The organism is Sorangium sp. So ce1014, assembly GCF_051521505.1.
Lineage (GTDB): Bacteria > Myxococcota_A > Polyangia > Polyangiales > Polyangiaceae > Sorangium.
On the sequence record NZ_CP150356.1, the window covers coordinates 3364200 to 3383282 of the forward strand.

The 19083-nt window shown below is 71.0% G+C and carries 8 protein-coding genes; 5 read left to right on the top strand and 3 right to left on the bottom strand.

Features of this window, described 5'->3' with window-relative positions; genetic code table 11:
* Window positions 1-388 precede the first annotated feature (388 nt).
* Both WME75_RS12965 and WME75_RS12970 read right to left on the bottom strand, forming a co-directional pair.
* Window positions 389-1756 (bottom strand): RNA polymerase sigma factor RpoD/SigA, encoded by a 1368-nt coding sequence (locus WME75_RS12965; RefSeq protein WP_437490144.1) that lies wholly within the window; start codon window positions 1754-1756, stop codon window positions 389-391.
* Window positions 1757-2075: 319 nt separating this feature from the next.
* Window positions 2076-3719: a ribonuclease J gene (locus tag WME75_RS12970; protein ID WP_437490145.1), complete on the bottom strand. Its 1644-nt coding sequence runs from the start codon at window positions 3717-3719 to the stop codon at window positions 2076-2078.
* Window positions 3720-4191: 472 nt separating this feature from the next.
* On the opposite strand from WME75_RS12970, the gene WME75_RS12975 reads away from it, so the two are divergent.
* Window positions 4192-9138, top strand: a complete 4947-nt coding sequence (locus WME75_RS12975; RefSeq protein ID WP_437490146.1) for an AAA family ATPase — start codon at window positions 4192-4194, stop codon at window positions 9136-9138.
* Window positions 9139-9198: 60 nt separating this feature from the next.
* Here WME75_RS12975 and WME75_RS12980 read toward each other — a convergent pair whose 3' ends face one another.
* Window positions 9199-11994 carry a beta-propeller fold lactonase family protein gene (locus WME75_RS12980; RefSeq protein ID WP_437490147.1) on the bottom strand — a complete coding sequence of 932 codons (2796 nt, stop codon included), beginning with the start codon at window positions 11992-11994 and terminating at the stop codon, window positions 9199-9201.
* A 588-nt stretch (window positions 11995-12582) separates the two neighbouring features.
* On the opposite strand from WME75_RS12980, the gene WME75_RS12985 reads away from it, so the two are divergent.
* The 4 genes from WME75_RS12985 (at window position 12583) to WME75_RS13000 (ending at window position 18809) form a co-directional block, all read left to right on the top strand.
* Window positions 12583-15069, top strand: a complete 2487-nt coding sequence (locus WME75_RS12985; RefSeq protein ID WP_437490148.1) for a SpoIIE family protein phosphatase — start codon at window positions 12583-12585, stop codon at window positions 15067-15069.
* Window positions 15070-15427: 358 nt separating this feature from the next.
* The gene (locus tag WME75_RS12990; RefSeq protein ID WP_437490149.1) at window positions 15428-17032 is read left to right on the top strand and encodes a YifB family Mg chelatase-like AAA ATPase; all 1605 of its coding nucleotides are present in this window, start codon (window positions 15428-15430) and stop codon (window positions 17030-17032) included.
* Window positions 17033-17209: 177 nt separating this feature from the next.
* Window positions 17210-18235, top strand: a complete 1026-nt coding sequence (gene recA, locus WME75_RS12995) for a recombinase RecA (protein ID WP_437494806.1) — start codon at window positions 17210-17212, stop codon at window positions 18233-18235.
* A gap of 97 nt (window positions 18236-18332) precedes the next feature.
* Complete coding sequence (locus tag WME75_RS13000; RefSeq protein WP_437490150.1) at window positions 18333-18809, top strand: single-stranded DNA-binding protein; 477 nt, start codon at window positions 18333-18335, stop codon at window positions 18807-18809.
* Window positions 18810-19083 lie beyond the last annotated feature (274 nt).

Below are 19083 nucleotides of genomic sequence, written 5' to 3' on the forward strand. Positions count from 1 at the left end.
TCTCACCGAGCTCAAGCCTCCACTTGTTCCGTGGTGGACTGTTCGATAAGTTTTTTTACGTTAACGTAATCACGAAGCATGCCGCTCAACCCAGCGGTGCATCTTCTGCCGCGTCCAGGAGCATCTGAACGGGTGAGCGTAAAGCCGGTCGTACTCCCGCCAACTCGCGTCCAGGTGGCTAACGAACTGCTGGCGGCTCTTTCAGCTGCAGTGCCCTATGCGTCGGCGGAGAAAGCGCGTGATTCCAGGCAAGCAGACAGGCAAGCAGAGAGGATGTCCTTCATGAGCGTCCTGCGGGTGAGCGAGCGCAACCATCACCCGCAGGAGAGCTCCTGTTCACGGGCTTCGTGCAGCGGAGCACCCCCGCGGCACCCGCTCGCCCGGATCGTCAACCCCCGAGCGGCGTGTCGAGCGCCTGCCTGCGCGACAGCGTCCGGAGCTTGCTCAGCGCGTTCTCCTCGATCTGCCGGACCCGCTCCCGGCTCACCGAGAACATGCCCCCGATCTCGGCGAGCGTGTGCGTCTGCTCGCCGTCGAGGCCGAACCGGAGCCGCAGCACCTGGCGTTCGCGCGGCGTCAGCGACTCGAGCAGCGAGCGAACCTGCGTGTGCAGGCGGCGGTGGACAAGGAGCTCGTCCGGCGCCGCATCGTCGCTCGCGAAGAAGTCGCCCGCGCGCGCGCCGTCGTCGTCGTCCCCGACCGGGGCGTCCAGGTACACGAGCGGCAACGCCATCTCCCGCAACGTCTGGAGCTTGTCCATCGACAGCCCGCTCCGCTCGGCGACCTCCTCCGGCGCCGCCTCGCGCGCGTTCTCCTGCTCCAGCTCCTTGCGCGCCTGCAGCGCCCGGCGACGGGTCTCGGCGAAGTGGACCGGCACCTTGATGACCTGGCCCTGATAGAGCAACGCGCGCGCGAGCGATTGCTTGATCCACCACGTGGCGTACGTGCTGAACCGATAGCCGCGCCGGTAATCGAACTTCTCCGCCGCGCGCATCAACCCGAGGTTGCCCTCCTGGATGAGGTCGAGCAGCGGCACGCCGCGGTGCCGCAGCTGCCGGGCGGCCGCCGCCACGAGCCGCAGGTTCGCGCGGACGATGTCCGCCCTCGCCGCCGCCGCCGCGCGGCGGGCGCCGCGCATCGCCGCCAGCGTCCCCTCGATCGCCTCCCGGCCGGGCCCGTCGGCCGCGGCCGCGGCCTCGCACAGCGCGCGCTCGAGGCGCTCCTCCACCGCGGGGCCCAGGCGCACGTCGGTGAGCCCGGCCGACAGGTCGGCCCGGGCGCGCTGCCCGCCCGGCTCGGCCTGGCCGGCCTCCGCCGCGGACCGCGCGAGCCCGAGCAGCCGCGCGAGCCGCACGGACGCCGCGTCGCGCAGCTCGTCGTCCGCGTCCGCGTTCAGCAGCAGATCGCTCGCGCCCAACCGACCTTCCTGCAGGTCGTCCGCGAGCGCCGCGAGCTCGCGCAGCGCCACGGGCGACGCGACCCAGGCCTCGATCCCCGCGCGATCCGCCGACTCGATCCGCCGGCCGATCTCCACCTCGAGATCCCGGCTCAGCGGCGCGTTGCGCGCGATCTCCTGGAGGTAGATCTCGGTCACGTCCTCGCCCGGCCGCGCCGACGGCGCAGCTTGCCCGCCAGCAGGCGCCTCCCGTCGCGACGGCGCGACCCGGCCGAACCCGGCGTCGAGCCGCACCTTGGCGCGCGCGTCCCGCTCCTCTGGAATTGTCGTTTCGGTCTCGCCCGCCAGGAGCGAGCTCATGGGCTTCTCCTTCATCTCGATCGCTCCACCATGGTGCCGCGTCGCGGTGGTCCGCCCGGCCTCTCACCGGAGCACGAAGCCCTGGAGGACAATCCCCAGGAGGAACCACCAAACGACGCCGGCCGTGCCACGGCAGAGCAAAGGGGCTCCGCCGGTCCGTGCACCGTAATCATTCGCCGCGTTCGGGAAAGGGGCCAGCGCAAGGAGGCTCCAGATTGCCTGCCAGAGCAGCCCCGCGCCAGGTCGCTCCTGGTACGCGTGCGCGCTCGCGTCCGCGTCCGCGTCCGCCTTGGTCTGCCCGATCGAGCGCCGCCGGCGGTCACAGCAGCACGGCGAGGGGGAGCACGGCAGGGCGCCGCGAGGCCTCGCGCCGGAACACCCGCCGCACGCCGCGGCTGAGCGCGTCCTCCAGCGCCGGTCCCAGGGTGCGCGCCGCCGGCGACAGCGCCGCGAGCGCGTCGCGCGCGCTCTCGAGCGCGGCAGCGAACAGCGGGCCGCCCTCCTCGAAGTGCGCCACGCCGCGCCCGAGGAGCTCGGGGCCGCGCAGGACCTCGCCCGTCTTGCGGTCGGCCACCACGAGCACCATCACGAGGCCCTGATCCGAGATCTGCTCGCGCTCGCGCAGCACGATCTGGGAGACGTCGAGCCCGCCGCGCGCGTCGAGCCACACCCGCCCGCTCTTCACCGCGTCCCCGGTGCGCATCTGGCCGGCCTCGATGATCAGCGACTCGCCGTCCTCGATCACGAAGACCCCCGACGCCGGCACGCCCATCCGGAGCGCCGTGCGCGCATGGGCGAGCAGCATCCGGTACTCGCCGTGGATGGGGACGAAGTGCTCCGGCCGGACCGCGTCGAGGAGCATCTTCTGCTCCTCGGCCTGGGCATGGCCGCTCGCATGGATCGGATCGAGGCCGCGATCGATCACCACGGCGCCGCGCCTCGCCAGACGGTTGGCCAGCTGGCTGACGGCGATCTCGTTGCCGGGGATCGCGCGCGACGAGAAGATCACCGTGTCGCCCGGGTCGACCCGCAGCCGGTGGTGGTCGCCCACGGCCATGCGCGCGAGCGCGCTGTTCGGCTCGCCCTGCGCGCCCGAGGCGAGCACGATGAGGCGCTTGGGCGGGAGCGTGGCCGCCGTGGCGTCGTCGACGAGCACGCCGGGGGGGATGGTCAGGATGCCGATCTCCTGGGCGATCCGCGTGTTTGTCGCGAGGCTGCGCCCGGCGAGCACGACCTTGCGGCCGAGCTGGGCGGCGAGGTCGAGGACGCTCTGGACCCGGTGGACGTTGGAGGCGAACAGCGCGACAAGGATGCGCCCCTTCGCCTCGCGAAACGGCCGGACGAACCCCTCGGCCACGGTCGTCTCGCTCACCGACCAGCCGTCGCGCTCGGAGTTGGTGGAGTCCGACAGGAGGGCCACCACGCCGGCGCGGCCGTACTCGGCGAAGCGGCCGAGGTCGAGCCGGTCGCCGCCCACGGGGGTGAGATCGATCTTGTAGTCGCCGGTGTGGATGACGATGCCCTCGCCCGTCTCGATCGCGAAGCCGACCGCGTCGGGGATGGAGTGGGTCACGCGCAGGGGCTCGGCGCGGAACGGGCCCGCCGTGAAGTGCTGCTGCGGCTCGACCTCGCGGAGCGGCACCTCGATGCCGTGCTCGACGAGGCGCTCGCGCACGAGCCGGAGGGTGAAGCGCGTCCCGTACACGGGGACCGGGAACTCGCGCAGCAGCGACGGCAGGCCGCCGATGTGATCCTCGTGGCCGTGCGTCACGAGCACCGCGTCGACCCCGCCCGCCTCGCGCACGTAGCTGAGGTCGGGGATCGCGACCTCCACGCCGAGCACCTGGTCGTTGGGGAACATGACGCCGCAGTCGACGAGCACACGGCGGCCCCCCTCCTCGATCAGCATCGCGTTCATCCCGACCTCGCCGAGGCCGCCGAGAGGAATGATCCGGACTCCCATGGGCGCGCAGCCTAGCATTGTCGATCGCGCGAATACTCCCCCGCCGCCATCGCGGCGCGCGCGACCGGCCCTCGCGCCGGCTGCGGCCCGATCGGCGCCGGCCCACGCCGCGCCGCCGGCGCGGGGTAAGCCGCGCCCGGGTGAGCCGGCTCGCCCGCTTGGCGCGGGTGTGTGCTCCGGTCTGTCCGCGCGCGAGCCGTCGGCGAAGAGCGCCGGCGTGATCCTCGGCGCGACCGATCTCTCCGACGTGCTCACTCGCCTCGAGCCGAGGCCAACCGTTCTCTGGCTCACCCACGCTCCGCGAGCCGCGGTATCGCGCCGACCGGACTCGCGATGACCGCACCGCAGCGCACATCACCCGCGTTGCCGGAGCGAACTTACACTCTTGCCACAGGCGTTCCGCCCATGCAACCATCGACAAACCATGCGCAAGACCAGGATCGGAGATCTGCCCTTCACACTGGTCGAGCTGATGTACGAAACCGCTGATACCGTAATCTACCGCGCACAACGCGACGCAGACGGTACCCCGGTGACGATCAAGGTCATGAAGGGTGAGCACCCCGGTCAGCGGCACGTCGCGCAGCTCCGGCATGAGCTCGAGATCTCGCGCCACCTCAACCTCGATAGCGTCGTTCGCGCCCACCGACTGGAGAGCATCCCGGGCGGGGCGGCGCTCGTCATGGAGTACTTCGCCGGGGTGCCGCTCGACAAGCTCGCGCGCTCGACGCCGCTCGACCTGAGGACGAAGCTGCGTATCGCCTCGTCGCTGGCCGGCACGCTGGCGGCGGTGCACGGCAAGCATGTCATCCACAAGGACGTCAAGCCGCAGAACATCCTGGTCAACCCGGAGACGTGGCAGGTCAAGCTGACGGACCTCGGGAGCTCGACGCGACTCTCGGAGGAGGCGCTGGCGACGGAGGGCCCAGAGCTCCTCGAGGGGACTCTGGCCTACATGTCGCCGGAGCAGACCGGTCGAATGAACCGCGTCATCGACTACCGGACTGACCTCTACTCGCTGGGCGTGACGCTCTACGAGGTCTTCGCCGGGGTGCTCCCATTCCAGGCGACCGACCCGGTCGATCTCATGCACAGCCACATCGCGCGCATCGCGACGCCGCTGTGCGAGCGCTCGCCGGACATCCCGAGGGGGGTGTCCGACATCGTGCAGAAGCTGATGTCCAAGGTCGCCGAGGAGCGGTATCAGAGCGGGACCGGGCTCAAGGTCGATCTCGACACGTGCCTCTCGGCGCTCGAGGCGACCGGCCGGATCGCGCCGTTCGAGCTGGGGTCACGCGACATCGCGAGCGAGCTCAGGCTCCCGCAGCGGCTCTATGGACGCGACGCGCAGATGGCCGAGCTGCTCGCGGCCTTCGAGCGGGCGCGCGCGGGCAGGTGCGAGCTCCTGCTCATCGCGGGCGGCGCCGGGATCGGGAAATCGGCGCTCGTGAACGAGATCCAGAAGGAGGTCGCGCAGCGGCGCGGGCACTTCATCGAGGGGAAGTTCGATCAGCTGAGCCGGAACATGCCGCACGCGCCGGTGGCGGGCGCGCTGCGCCAGCGCGTCCGGCAGCTCCTGACCGAGCCGGCCGAGTCGCTCGAGCCATGGAAAGACATGCTCCTCGCGGCCGCGGGGAAGAACGCGCGCATCCTCGTGGAGCTCATCCCGGAGCTCGGGCTCATCCTCGGGCCGCAGCCCGCGGTGGCGGAGCTCGGGCCGAACGAGGCGCAGAACCGCTTCAACCTCGTTTTCCAGGACTTCTTGCGCGTCATCACGACGGCAGAGCACCCGGTGGTGCTCTTCCTCGACGACCTCCAGTGGGCCGACCCGGCCTCGCTGAAGCTGCTGCAGGTCGTCCTGACCGATCCGGGCGGGGCCTACCTGCTCATCATCGGCGCCTACCGCGATCAGGAGGCGATCGCAGGGCAGCCGCTCATGACCTGGCTCGGGGAGCTGCGGGCCGCGGGCGTCCCGCGGCGCGAGCTCCTGCTCCCGCCGCTCTCGCTCGCCGACGTGCGCCAGCTCGTCGCGGACGCGCTGTGCGCGCGCCCGGAGCAGGTGCAGGCGCTCGCGGAGGTGCTGGACGCGACGAGCAAGGGCAACCCGTTCTTCCTGAGCCAGCTGCTCAAGGAGCTGTACGCGGCGGGGCTCGTGGCCTTCGATCCGGGGGCCGGGCGGTGGACGTGGGACCTCGAGCCCATCCGGCAGCGCTGGGGCGCGGTCAACGTGCACGATCTGCTCGTCGACAAGATGCAGCGCCTCGCGCCGGCGACGCAGCTCGTGCTCCAGCTCGCCGCGTGCATCGGTCACCAGTTCGACCTGAAGACGCTGTCGACCGTGCGCGAGGTGCCGCCGGCGGAGATCGCGGCCGATCTCTGGGAGGCGCTGCGCGAGGGGCTCGTGCTGCCGCTCGACTCCGACTACCGGCTGCTCCACACGTCCGACGGCGCGCCCGCGGAGCTGCCGCTCTCGGTGAGGTACCGGTTCCTGCACGACCGGGGGCAGCAGGCGGCCTACAGCCTGATCGAGGACGCGCGCAAGCAGGAGGTGCACCTCCGGATCGGCCGGCTCACGCGGGCGCAGCTGGGCGGCGAGCCGCGCGACGAGGATCTGTTCAAGGTCGTGAGCCACTGCAACCTCGGCGCGGCGCTGATCGAGGACCGGGCAGAGCAGCTGGAGCTCGCGCGCCTCAACCTGGCCGTGGGGAAGCGGGCCAAGGCATCCATGGCGAACGCCGCGGCGGCCGAGCACTTCAAGACGGGCCTGTCGCTGCTCGGGCCGGGGGGATGGGAGGAGGACTACGCGCTCTGCTTCGCCCTGCACCGGGAGCGGGCCGAGTCCGAGTGGCTGAGCGGCAACGAGAAGCAGGCGGAGGCCTCGATCCACGAGCTCCTCGGGCACGCGCGCTCGCGCCTGGAGCGCGCGGAGGTCTATAACCTGCGGATCCTCGTGCACACGATGCGCGGGGAGTTCGCCGACGTGCTGCGGGTCGGCCGGGAGGGCGTGGCGCTCTTCGGGATCGACCTGCCGGAGCCGCTCGACGCGATCCATGCGGCGTTCGGGGCCGCGCTCGCGGAGGTGCCGATCCACCTGGCCGGGCGCCGGGTCGAGGAGCTCGCGGACGCGCCGTGGATCGGCGACGACGAGCAGCTGGCGGCGCTGCGGCTCCTGGCGGCGATGATCCCCGGGGCGTACACGCTCAACCCGGCGCTGCTCGCGCTCATCGCGGTCACGCAGGTCAACCTCTCGCTGAAGTACGGCAACTCGCCCGCGGCGGCGTGCGCGTACGGCCTCTACTGCCTCTTGCTCGCGGGGGGGATGGGGAGGCCCGAGGCGGCGCGGCAGTTCCAGGGCGTCTCGCTCGCGCTCTGCGAGCGCGGGGAGGGGGTGGAGCTGCAGTGCAAGGCGTACGTCGTGTGCGGCGCGCCGTCCCACCTCTTCGAGCCGGTCCGCGCGTCGGTCGCGTGCCTCGCCAAGGCGTACCAGGCCGGGCTGAGCTCGGGCGACTTCAGCTTCGGGGCGTACGCCTGCCTGAACATCGTGACGATCCTGCTCTCCTCGGGCCAGGAGCTCGGCGCGCTCCGCGAGGAGCTGACCGGGTACCTGCGGTTCCTGCAGCGGACGCAGGACCCGCTCGGCACGCCGGTGCTCGTCGTCGCGCAGCAGATGATCGCGTGCCTGGAGGGCAGGACGAACGGGCGCCAGAGCCTGAGCGACGGGGCGTTCGACGAGGGCGCGTTCCTCGCGGGGCTCGCGCCCGCGCAGGAGCTGCCGAGGTGCTGGTACTTCGTGAACATGCTCGTGCTCGCGGTGCTGTACGGCGACCCCGCGGGCGCGCTGCTGATGGCGGCGCGGGCCGAGAAGCACAGCGCGAGCGCGATGGGCCTGTTCCTCGCGAACGACATCCCCTTCTACCTGAGCCTCGCGCTGCTCGCGCTGTGCGCGACCGCGACCGAGGAAGAGCGGGAGCGGCACCTCGCGGCCGTCGCGGGGCACCGGGCGAAGATCGCGGGCTGGGCGCAGCACGCGCCGGAGAACTACGCGCACAAGGAGCGGCTGATCGGGGCGGAGATGGCGCGCGTCCTCGGCAAGGACGCGGAGGCGGCGGAGCTCTACGATCAGGCCATCCAGGGGGCGCGGGAGAGCCAGTTCACGCACCAGGAGGCGCTCGCGAACGAGCTGTGCGCGCGGTTCTACCTGCAGCGGGGGCGGGATCGGATCGCGCGGTGGCACATGACCGACGCGTACAGGGCGTACCTCCGGTGGGGGGCGACGGCGAAGGCAGATCGCCTCGCGAAGGAGCACGAGCAGCTGCTCGACCCGGCGTCCCTCGGCGAGGCGCAGCAGACCCGGGTCGTCGGCACGACGGTGACGCGCAGGGGGAGCACCGAGTCGTTCGACGTCGCGACGGTGGTCAAGGCGATGCAGGCGGTCGCGAGCGAGAACGTGCTCGATCGGCTGCTCGACCGGCTGATGCGGAGCGTGGTCGCGAACGCGGGGGCGCAGCGCGGCGCGCTGATCCTCGATCGCGACGGGAAGCTCGTGATCGTGGCCTCCATGCGCGTCGATCCCGACGCGGTGGAGACGGGGCTGTCGATCCCGGCGCTCGAGAGCAAGGAGGTCGCGACGAGCGTCGTCCAGCTTGTCGCGAGGACGCGCGAGCCCGCCGTGGTGAACGACGCGCGGCAGGACAGCCGCTTCGCGGCGGATCCGTACGTCGCGGAGCGGAGGCCGCGCTCGATCCTGTGCCTGGCCATGGCGCACCAGGGGCGCTCGGCGGGGCTCCTGTACCTGGAGAACAACGTGGTGCAGCGGGCGTTCACGCCGGGGAGGGTCGAGGTCTGCGGGCTCCTCGCCTCGCAGGCGGCCATCGCGCTGGAGAACGCGCTGCTCATCGCGAGCATCCGCGCGGGCACCGAGGCGCTGCAGCGCTCGAACGACCAGCTGCAGCGGGAGCTCGAGCTGCGCGTGGCGTCCGAGGCGGAGCGGGCGCTCCTGCAGCAGGAGATGCTGCGCCGGCAGACGCCGATCATCCCCATCACGGACGACGTGCTTGTCATGCCGATCGTCGGAGCGATGGATGGCGAGCGCGCTCAGCAGGTGCTCGAGACGGCGCTGAACGGGTTCCATTCGAGGCAGGCCAAGGTGGTGATCCTGGACATCACCGGCGTGGCGCAGGTCGACGCGACGGTGGCCGACGCGCTGATCAAGACGGCCAAGGCGCTGCAGCTCCTCGGGGCCAGGACGGTGCTCTCGGGGGTCCGGCCCGAGGTGGCCCGCGCGCTTGTGGAGCAGAACGTCTTGCTCGGCTCGATCGTGACGATGGGGACGCTGCAGAGCAGCATCGCGTATGCGCTGGGGCCGAAGGGGCTGTCGGGCTCGGTCGGGCGGCGGGCGGGGGCGGCGCGGCAGGCGTGACCGCGCAGCGCTGCCGCGCGCGGTCGACGTGACGCGCGCGGCAGCGCCGGCGGGGGTGGGTCAGGGCGTGCTGCTCGGATCGGCGGGGTCGCTGCCGGCGTCCCGCTCGTCGCCGTCGAGGAAGCCGTCGCTGTCGCGATCGATGCCGGCGCGCGCGCCCGAGCCCGGCGGCATGCAGGTGTACGTCAGATGGTGGTGTGTCTGGGTGGCCAGCAGGCGGAGCACCGTGTCGCTGATGGGCGGGAGGATCTGCCGATCGGAGAGGAAGTGGCCATTGCCCACGTAGAGGAACCCGATCTCGTGCAGGAACCCCTGGGTCTTCGCCACGAGATCGCACTCCCCGACATCGGCGCGATCCATGAGCAGGTCGATGCGCGGCGCGGCCACCGTGCCGTTCGAATGGCTGAGCGTCACCTGCTGACCGACGACGGGCGCCATGTTGCTCTCGATGGCGAGCACGTAGGACTCGAGCTGCCGGCGCAGCACGTCGCCCGCGGGGGTGAAGGGGATGCCCGTGGGGTTGTTCGTGAACTGGTCGGAGAACCCGATCGCCGAGAAGAAGCGGTACATCGTGTCGACCGTGCCGTTGTTCAGGATACCGAAGCCGCGGATCTGGTCTCCCACGTGGTTTGTGTCGCGCGGGAAGAACACGAACGGGACATCCGGCAGGCCGAAGGCGCCGACCTTGGTGTACACGTTGCGGAGCTGGGGGATCTTGAAGAGCTGCGTCTGGAAGTCGAAGACGGAGCTGCCGTCGGTCCCGAAGAAGCCGGGGAAGTCGTCGCCCGGGTTCGCGTCGGGGTCGACCACATGGCAGCCGCCGCAGCTCGCGATCGAGTTGACCACGGGACCGTTGAAGAAGGTCTTTCCCGCCTGCTGATCGGGCGTGAGCGAGTTGTCGAGGGCCCTGATCGGGTTGGGCGGGTAGGTGACCTGGAGCATGAAGTCGGTGAACGCCTCCATGTCCTCCTCTTCGAGGAACTCGCTGCGTCCGAGCAGGTCCGTGAACCCCGCCTGGAACTGCCGGAACGCCTCGCGCTCATCGAAGGCGCCGTCGTCCGGCTGGGTGGACGGCTCGAGGTTGCCCCCCGTGCGGTCGCCGCGCCAGTGCATCGGGCCGTGGTTGGCGAGGCCGCGGAGGCTCTGCGTCACCATCGGCCCCTTCATGGGGTGGAAGATGGGATCCGTGATCTCCTGCTGGAAGATGACGTCGTAGAGGCCGAAGGGGAAGGGGCCCGGATCCGTCACGACGAACCCGTCCGGATTGCCGAGGTTCCAGGCCAGGTCGTCGAGGTTGCCGAACACGTGGCAGCTCGCGCAGGCCGAGTCGCCGTGGCTCGACGAGAACGACGCGTCATAGAGGAAGCGGCGGCCGTTCACGATGCTGGACGGCTCGGGGTTGTGCATCGCGACGTGCCCCACCTCCATCTTCGATGTGGTGTTGATCACCGAGATCGAGTTGTCGAAGCGCGTCAGCACGTAGAGGCGATTCTTGCTCTCGTCGAGCACGAGGCCGGTCGGCCCGCCGCCGCTCACCGGGATCTGGTTCGCGGTGCTCGGCACGAACGTGTCGTTCTCGAGCGCGGCGGTGCTGAAGACGCCGATCTTGCTCGATCCGAGCGCGGCGACGTACAGCGTCGAGCCGTCGCTCGTCACGGCCATCTCCTGCGGAAAGGCGAGGCTCTTCGCGTTCTCGGCGTTGGGGATCGGCGCGCAGCACGTGCTGTAGTTGATGTGCTTGTTGAGGTGCCTCGGCGCGACGCCCCCGGGGCTGAGGACGGTGATCCGGCTCTCATGCAGGTGGCCACGCGCTGTCTCACCGGCGAAGATGCCGGGCCCCTCGAAGCTCTGCTGGTTGAACGCCTCGGTGTTCGCGACGTAGACCTTCCCGCTGACCGGGTTGACGGTCATGTTGAAGAGGATCGTCCCGACGTCGGCGAAGAAGCCCTCATTGCCGCTGATCCACGCCGGGGGGTTCGCGTTGGCGTCGATGACGAAGACGTCCTTGTCCGGCAGGGAGAACCTCATCTGGTCGTCCCAGGTGCGACCCAGCTCGTCGTACCAGTGCCCGCCGTCGTATTTGACAATGATGGCGGTCTCGGGCGCCGGCTCTCCCTCGACGTTGGTGCTGGGGCCGGGCACGCCGTTCGGCCCGAAGCCGTCGGGGACCAGCGCCTCGTTGACGGCGGCGGTGCGGTTGCCGGAGTGGAACGCCGCCGCGTAGACCTTGCTGCCGTCCGGGGTCACGGCCAGGGCGCGCGGGGTGTCGCTGAAGAGGGTGATGATGTTGAGCGGATTCCCCCCGAGGGACGACCCGAGCTGGGCCGCGTTGAAGACCCAGACGTCGGCGCGCCCCACGCCGGGCGTCGTGAGCTGTGGGTCGAGGGGGCTGTTCTGGCCGCGGTGGGCCGTCGTGATGAAGGCCCGGTTTCGCCCCGGACCGGCGAACACGATATCGCGCGGCTCATCGCCCACGAGGAGCGTGCGCACGACGCGCCCGGTGTGGCCGCCGAGGCCCAGGTGGACGACGCTCACGCTGTCCGACAAATGGTTGACGACCCAGACCTCGTTGTTGCTGCGGGCGGCGACGGCCACCGGCTCCACGCCGACCGATATCGACGTTCGGTGTTCCAGGCCACCGCTCCCGATGCGGAACACCTCGAGGCGGTTATCCGGCGTGTTGATGGCGAAGAGCAGCTTCCCGTCCGGTGAGATGGCCAGCGGGCGAACCTGGCCGCTCTCGAAGGCGGTGAACGACGGCGCCGCGAGCGCCGGCGCTCCGGAGAGCGATATTGCAGTCAGGGATGCGACGAGAGCGCCTAACGTCGCCCACGGTGAACCGGGCAATCGAGTCATGGATGCCTCCGTGTGTCGAGTGGCTCCGCGGCCAAGCAACGACAATCCAAGACTGTAAGACAAATTCAAATGATTGTTCAAGCATGCAACGAAGCGCGATGCGCATTTTTGCAAGTGAGCGATCTCGCGTCGTTTCATGTCCGCTTCCATGTCCGCTTCCATGTCCGCTTCCACATCCACGCCGCTGATGTAGGCGTCGACAGGAATGACGCGTCATCGCGGCTGGTCACGTGTGTGAGGCGGGAGGCGCGGAGGTGCGGAGGCGCGGTTGCTCATCAACATGTCAGTCGCGCGCGCGGCCGCGCGCGGCACGGATCGCCGGTGTCCCGTCTCGAGTCGCCTGTGCCCCGCCGCCTACCGGCCGCGGTGGGGCACCGGCAGAGCGGCGGGGCGGGGCGGGCTCATCTGTGATGGGGAATACGGATGGCGTTCACGGGGCGCGCCTCGGCCGAGGGAGCTCCGGCGCGCGTCCCCCCCAGGCGCTCCGAACGGCGGCGTCTGCAGGAGGGGATTGGATCCAGCCCGAGGACGCCGTAGGCTGGAGGGCTCGTATCGACCACCGGACCCAAGATCTTCGATCGCCGACGCATGAGCCGAGAGCCTGAGGTCATGTCGAGGAAGCGCCGGACGATCGCGTTTCTGATCAACAACGTCGTCGGCGACTACCAGTCGGAGCTGCGCGCCGGGGTCGAGCGCGCCGCCGAGGCGCACGACGTCAACCTCCTCACGGCCTTCGGCGACCCGTCCAGCGGCCTCCGGCCGGACGAGGCGGACCGGAGCACGTTCTATCACCTCATCGGCCAGGATACGGCCGACGGCGTCATCGTCGCCTCGTCGACGCTCTCCCACCACTACGGCGGCGTCGACGTCATGCGGGCGTTCTGCCGGTCGTTCGCGCCGCTGCCGGTGTGCAGCCTCGGGATGGCGATCGACGGCGTGCCGAGCCTCATGGTCGACAACGCGCTCGGGAGCGAGATCTCGGTCGCGCACCTGGCCGATGAGCACGGGCGCCGGCGCATCGCGTACATCGGCGGGCCGCTCAACAGCGAGGAAGCCCAGCTGCGCGCCGGCGGGTACCGGAGGGCGCTCTCGACGCGGGCGCTCCCGTGCGACGAGCGCCTCATGGCGGTCGGCGCGTTCACGATACCGACCGGGCGCGATGCGATGCGCGAGATCCTGGCGCGCCGGGTCGGCTTCGACGCCGTGGTGGCCGCCAACGACAGGATGGCGCTCGGGGCGATCGAGGTGCTCAAGGAGGAGGGGCACCGCATCCCGGAGGACGTCCTCGTGTGCGGCTTCGATGACGTCGGCATCGCGCGCTTCACGAAGCCGTCGCTCACCACCGTGCACCAGCCCATCAAGCGGCTCGGGAGGATCGCCGTGAGCACGGTCCTCCGCATGATCGGCGGCGAGCCCGTCCCGGCGCTGGAGCTCGTCCCGGTCGAGCTCACGCGGCGCGAGTCCTGCGGCTGCTGGGTTCACGCGGGCGACACGGGCCTGCCGCCGGCTCCGTCGTCGCGGGGCTACCCGGGCGCGGTCGCCGAGCAGCGGGCGTCGCTGGAGAGCGCGCTCAGGAGGAGCGTGGCGATCCCGATCGGCGCCCTCGACGGCTGGGCGGGCGATCTGCTCGCCGCGCTGGAGGAGGAGCTCGCGGGCGACAGGGGCCGGTTCCTGCGCGCGCTCCAGGAGCTGCTCGACGAGGCGAGGCGCGAGGGCGTGCTCCTCGACCAGTTCCAGGCCGTGATCTCGCTCCTGCGCGCGCGGGTCCACCCGTCGCCGGCGGGCGGCGACGCGGCGGCCCTGGAGCAGCTCTGGCACGCCGCGCGGATCCTGATCGGGAGCGAGTCCGTGCACGTCGAGGGGGAGCAGCGGCTGAGCGTGGAGCTCGCCGCGATCGACGTCACGTACGGCGCGCGGGGCTTCTCCGCGTGCTTGAGCCTGCCCGTGCTCAAGGGCCTGCTGGCGTCGGAGCTGCCGAGGATGCAGTTCTCGCAGGTGGCCGTGTCGCTCTACGACGATGCCCAGCGCGCCACGCTGAAGCCGCTGTTCCTGATGGAGGAAGGCCGCGAGGTGGAGGCGCCGCCGGTGAGCTTCCCGGCGCGCCACCTCGCGCCCCCGGGGTTCCTGGACGACGCGGAGCGCAGCAGCATGGTCCTCCTTCCGGTCGCGTTCGGCGATGTGGAGAAGTTCGGCGTCGCGGTGCTCGACAGCCACGCCAGCGAGATGAGCTACGACGTGCTGCGCCTCCAGCTCGGCTCCGCGGTCAAGGCGGCGGCGCTGCACCGGGAGGTCGTGCGGGAGGTGGAGCTGCGCGAGCGCCTGGAGCAGGAGCGGGTGCGCCAGGAGAGCCAGGTCGCGGCGCGCATCCAGACCACGCTGGTGCCCAAGCAGCTCTCGATCGAGGGGCTCGAGCTCTGCGCGGTGATGAGGCCGGCGGCGGAGGTCGGCGGCGACTACTACGATGTCATCGCGACGCCCGGGGGCGGGTGGCTCGGGATCGGCGATGTCGCCGGGCACGGCCTCGCGGCGGGCCTCATCATGCTGATGATCCAGAGCATGGTGTCGGCGCTGACGTGCAACGACCCGAGCGCGAGCCCGGCGAGGATCGTCGCTGTGCTCAACAAGGCGGTCTACAAGAACGTCCGCGATCGCCTGGACCGCGACGAGCACGCGACGCTCGTGTTGCTCCGGTACGAGCGCAACGGGCGCGTGACGTTCGCCGGCGCGCACGACGACATGATCGTGTGCTCGGCGCGCACGCGGCGCTGCGCGTGCATCCCGAGCTCCGGGGTCTGGATCGGGGCGCTGCCCGAGATCGGCGCGATGACGCGGGATGACGAGCTCTTCCTGGGGGACGGGGACGTGCTCGTGCTCTACAGCGACGGCGTGACGGAGGCGCGCAACGCCCATCACGAGCAGTTCGGGCTGGAGCGGCTGTGCGCCGTCATCGAGGCTGTCCAGACGGCGCCCGTCGACGCGATCCGCGATCGGATCCTCGAGGAGGTAGCGGGCTGGTGCCCGAGCCCGGACGACGACATCACGATCGTCGTGGCGAGGTATCGCGCGCCCGAGTAGCGCCCGAGCAGCGCGCGCGGGCGGCTCGGGGCGGCCGGGATCGAGCATCGCGGCGACCGATCGAGGTGGCGCGGTGCGCCCGGCGCGCGGGTCATCGCGAGCCGGTGGTCTCCTGGATGCGCTCGATGAGGGCGTTGATGATCAGGGGGGTGAGCGCACCGTTCCATCGATCGAGCTCCGCGGTTCTGTCGCGAAGCCATCCTTGGTTCGCCGACAGGGGCCGACGAGCGCCTCGGTCACCGCGACTTCCCCTGGCGGCCGCCACCCCCTCCACCGCGTCCGCCACCCTTGCCGCCCCGTAAGTCCCTGAAATCGCGTTCATCCCCGCCTGGCACGTTGTTCGCGAAAGGGGTCCGGCATGCAGGCCACGGCGCTCACGTTCTCTCTGCTCGGGCTCGACGCCCACCCCATCCGCGTGGAGGTCGACTCGGGCCGCGGTCCGTCGTTCTTCCAGATGGTCGGCCTCGCCGAGGCGAGCGTCCGCGAGAGCCGCGTGCGCGTCCGCGCCGCGCTCCAGCAACTCGGCGTCGAGCTCGACGAATACGTGATCACCGTGAACCTCGCCCCGGCAGACCTCAAGAAGAGCGGCGGCGCATACGACCTCGCCATCGCCATCGCCGCGCTCGCGGCGCTCGGCAAGGTCCCCGCCGAGGGGCTCGACAAGATCGGTTTGCTCGGCGAGCTCTCGTTGAGCGGCGCGGTGCGCCCCGTGCGCGGCGTCCTGCCGGCGCTGCGCGGCGCGGCGGAGCAGGGGATCCTGCGCGCGATCGTGCCCCACGGCAATGCGCGCGAGGCGGCGAGCGTGGCCGGCGTCGACGTGCTCATCGCGGAGCACCTCGGCCACGTCGTCGCTCACCTCCGCGGCACAAAGGCCCTTCCCGGCGCCGGATCCATGGCCACGATCGCCGCCGAGCCGGGCGCCGCGGCGGTGGACCTCGCCGAGGTCCGCGGCCAGCACGGGGCGCGCCGCGCCCTCGAGATCGCGGCTGCCGGTGGACATAACCTCATCATGATGGGCCCGCCGGGCAGCGGGAAGACCATGCTCGCTCGCCGACTGCCCACCATCATGCCGCCGATGTCCTACGACGAGGCGCTGGACATCACGGCGATCCACTCGGTCGCCGGGCTGCTCTCCCCGGACAGGGGCCTTGTCGCGACTCGCCCCTTCCGCGCCCCGCACCACACGGTGAGCGCCGCGGGCCTCGTCGGGGGAGGAGATCCGATCCGCCCAGGCGAGGTCTCCCTGGCCCACCATGGTTGCCTGTTCCTCGACGAGCTCCTCGAGTTCCGCCGCGGCGTCCTCGAGGCCCTGCGCGAGCCCCTCGAAGAGGGCACGATCGCCCTCTGCCGCGCCCGCGCCCGCGTCATCTTCCCTGCGCGTCCGGTCCTTGTCGCCGCCATCAACCCCTGTCCGTGCGGCTTCTACGGCGATCGCGGGAACCGCTGCGTCTGCTCGCTCGATCGGGTGCGCGCCTACCGCGCGCGGCTGAGCGGGCCGCTGCTCGATCGCATCGATCTGCACATCGCCTTGCCTCCCGTCGATGTCGCTCACCTGTGCGCGCCGCTCCGGGCGCCTGGGGCCGACGGCCGGTCGTCGCTGCACGCGCCCGAGAGCTCCGCGGCGGTGCGGGCGCGCGTGGTCGAGGCCCGGGCCGCGCAGCGCGCGCGCTTCGAGGCGGGGGAGGTCGCGGCGACGCACAACGCCGAGCTCGGCCCGCGCGATCTCGCGCGCGTCGCCATGCCGGACGTCTCCGGCGCGCGCGTGCTCGCGTCGGCCGTGGAGCGGCTCGGCCTCTCGGCGCGGGCGTACACCAAGGTGCTGCGGGTCGCCCGGACGCTCGCCGACATGGACAGGACCTGCGCCGTGCGCGCAGCGCACGTGGCCGAGGCGATCGGCGCGCGGCTGTTCGACCGCGAGGCCGCCTCCGGCCCGCCGCCTGCCACCGCTGCAGCGGGCGCCTGAGCCTGCCGCGCGATCCAAGACCCTTGCGCCCGCGGCGACGCAGGCGCGGTCGCGGCCGCCCCGACGGCCGCGCTGAATCGGCGGTTCGCGCGCTCGGGGGCGCGCATGTTCAACACGCAACACGCAACACGCAACACGCAACACGTAATGAACGCACGTCGAAAGGAAGAGACCAAGATGATGACCGAGATCGCTGAGAAGCTCCGCACCGTGAAGACCGTCGTCGGCACCATCGAGAAGCAGTTCGGGAAAGGGGCGATCATGATATTGAACGATGAGAACGAGACCCGGGACATCGGCCTGATCCGGACCGGATCGCTGTCGCTCGACGCGGCGCTCGGGATCGGCGGCTATCCGCGCGGGCGCATCGTGGAGATCTACGGACCGGAGTCGTCGGGGAAGACCACCCTCACGCTCCACGCGATGCGGGAGGCGCAGCGGATGGGCGGCGTCGCCGCGTTCATCGACGCCGAGCACGCGTTCGACGTCACGTATGCGCGCTCGGTCGGCATCGACATCGACAGGCTCCTCGTCTCGCAGCCGGACAACGGCGAGCAGGCGCTCGAGATCGTCGAGATGCTCGCGCGCTCGGGCGCCGTCGACGTGATCGTCGTCGACTCGGTGGCTGCGCTGACGCCCAAGGCCGAGATCGAGGGAGACATGGGCGATTCGCACATGGGCCTCCAGGCGCGGCTGATGAGCCAGGCGCTGCGGAAGCTCACGGGGATATGCCACCGGACGGAGACGACGCTCATCTTCATCAACCAGCTCCGGCAGAAGATCGGCGTCGTCTTCGGCAACCCCGAGGTGACGACCGGCGGCAACGCGCTCAAGTTCTACGCGAGCGTGCGGCTCGACGTGCGCCGGGTGGGTCCGGTGAAGGTGAGCGATGAGGCCATAGGATCGAGGACACGGGTCAAGGTGGTCAAGAACAAGATGGCGCCGCCGTTCCGAGAAGCCGAGTTCGACATCCGCTGGGGAGCGGGCATCGACAGCGCGGCGGACCTCATCGACTACGCCTGTCAGCTCGGGGTCGTGGAGAAGAGCGGCGCGCACCTGTCGTTCGGGGGCGAGCACATCGGGCAGGGGAGGGAGCGCGCCCGCGAGGCGCTGATCGGCAAGCCGACGCTCGCCACGTCGCTCCGCGCCGCCGTCGACGCGGCGGCGCCGCGCCCCGGCGCCGCCCCGGCGATGGATGCATGAGCCCGAGCGAGCGGAAGACGACAGCAAACGACGGCAAACGACAGCAACGACTTCAAACGACGGCAAACGACAACAACGTTACGATCTGGAGCACGTCATGAACGAAGGACTGAACAAGGTGATTCTCATGGGCAACCTCGGCTCGGATCCGGAGCTGCGCTACACCGGCAACGGCACGCCGGTGCTCCAGCTGCGCATGGCGACGAACGAGTCGTTCGTCGACAAGAACAAGGAGTCCAAGGAGCGCACCGAGTGGCACAACATCGTGTTCTGGGGGCCGCGCGCCGAGGCGCTCGCGAAGGTGCTGACCAAGGGCGACGGCGTGCTCATCGAGGGCGGGTTGCGGACGTCGAGCTACGACAAGGACGGGATCCGGCGCTACCGCACCGAGGTGATCGCGCGGGATCTCCGCTTCACCGGGCGCCGGTCCATGGCGCAGCCGCCGCCGGGGCTGGAGGACGACGGCGATGCGACGCAGCCCGGGGCGGGGGTGCCGACCACCGCGCGGCTCGGGATGAACGGCGCGCGGGGACGGCCGCCGGAGGTGCCCGTGCTGGATGAGCTGCCGTACTGAGGAAGGAGAGACGGGCGGGGCGGCTGTCGCAGGCCGCCTCGCGACGCTCCGTGCCTCCGCGCACGTGGAGCGCGCCGCTGACCGGGAGCTCGCGCCGCGCTTTGGCCGAGCTCCTCGCGGCGGCGCCGTTCCCGGCCGTGCTCCTCGCCGCGGCGCCCTTCCTGGCAGCGCTCCCGGCAGCCGCGCTCTTCGGCGACCTGGAGGCGCGCGGCTCACCGTCAACCGCCCCTCGCTCCTCTTGCATCCCGGGACCCACCCCATCGCAGATCCATTG

Coding starts and splice junctions, on each gene's coding strand:
- WME75_RS12965 (WP_437490144.1), bottom strand. CDS start 1,756: ATGAGCTCGCTCCTGGCGGGCGAGACCGAAACGACAATTCCAGAGGAG.
- WME75_RS12970 (WP_437490145.1), bottom strand. CDS start 3,719: ATGGGAGTCCGGATCATTCCTCTCGGCGGCCTCGGCGAGGTCGGGATG.
- WME75_RS12975 (WP_437490146.1), top strand. CDS start 4,192: ATGTACGAAACCGCTGATACCGTAATCTACCGCGCACAACGCGACGCA.
- WME75_RS12980 (WP_437490147.1), bottom strand. CDS start 11,994: ATGACTCGATTGCCCGGTTCACCGTGGGCGACGTTAGGCGCTCTCGTC.
- WME75_RS12985 (WP_437490148.1), top strand. CDS start 12,583: ATGAGCCGAGAGCCTGAGGTCATGTCGAGGAAGCGCCGGACGATCGCG.
- WME75_RS12990 (WP_437490149.1), top strand. CDS start 15,428: ATGCAGGCCACGGCGCTCACGTTCTCTCTGCTCGGGCTCGACGCCCAC.
- recA (WP_437494806.1), top strand. CDS start 17,210: ATGATGACCGAGATCGCTGAGAAGCTCCGCACCGTGAAGACCGTCGTC.
- WME75_RS13000 (WP_437490150.1), top strand. CDS start 18,333: ATGAACGAAGGACTGAACAAGGTGATTCTCATGGGCAACCTCGGCTCG.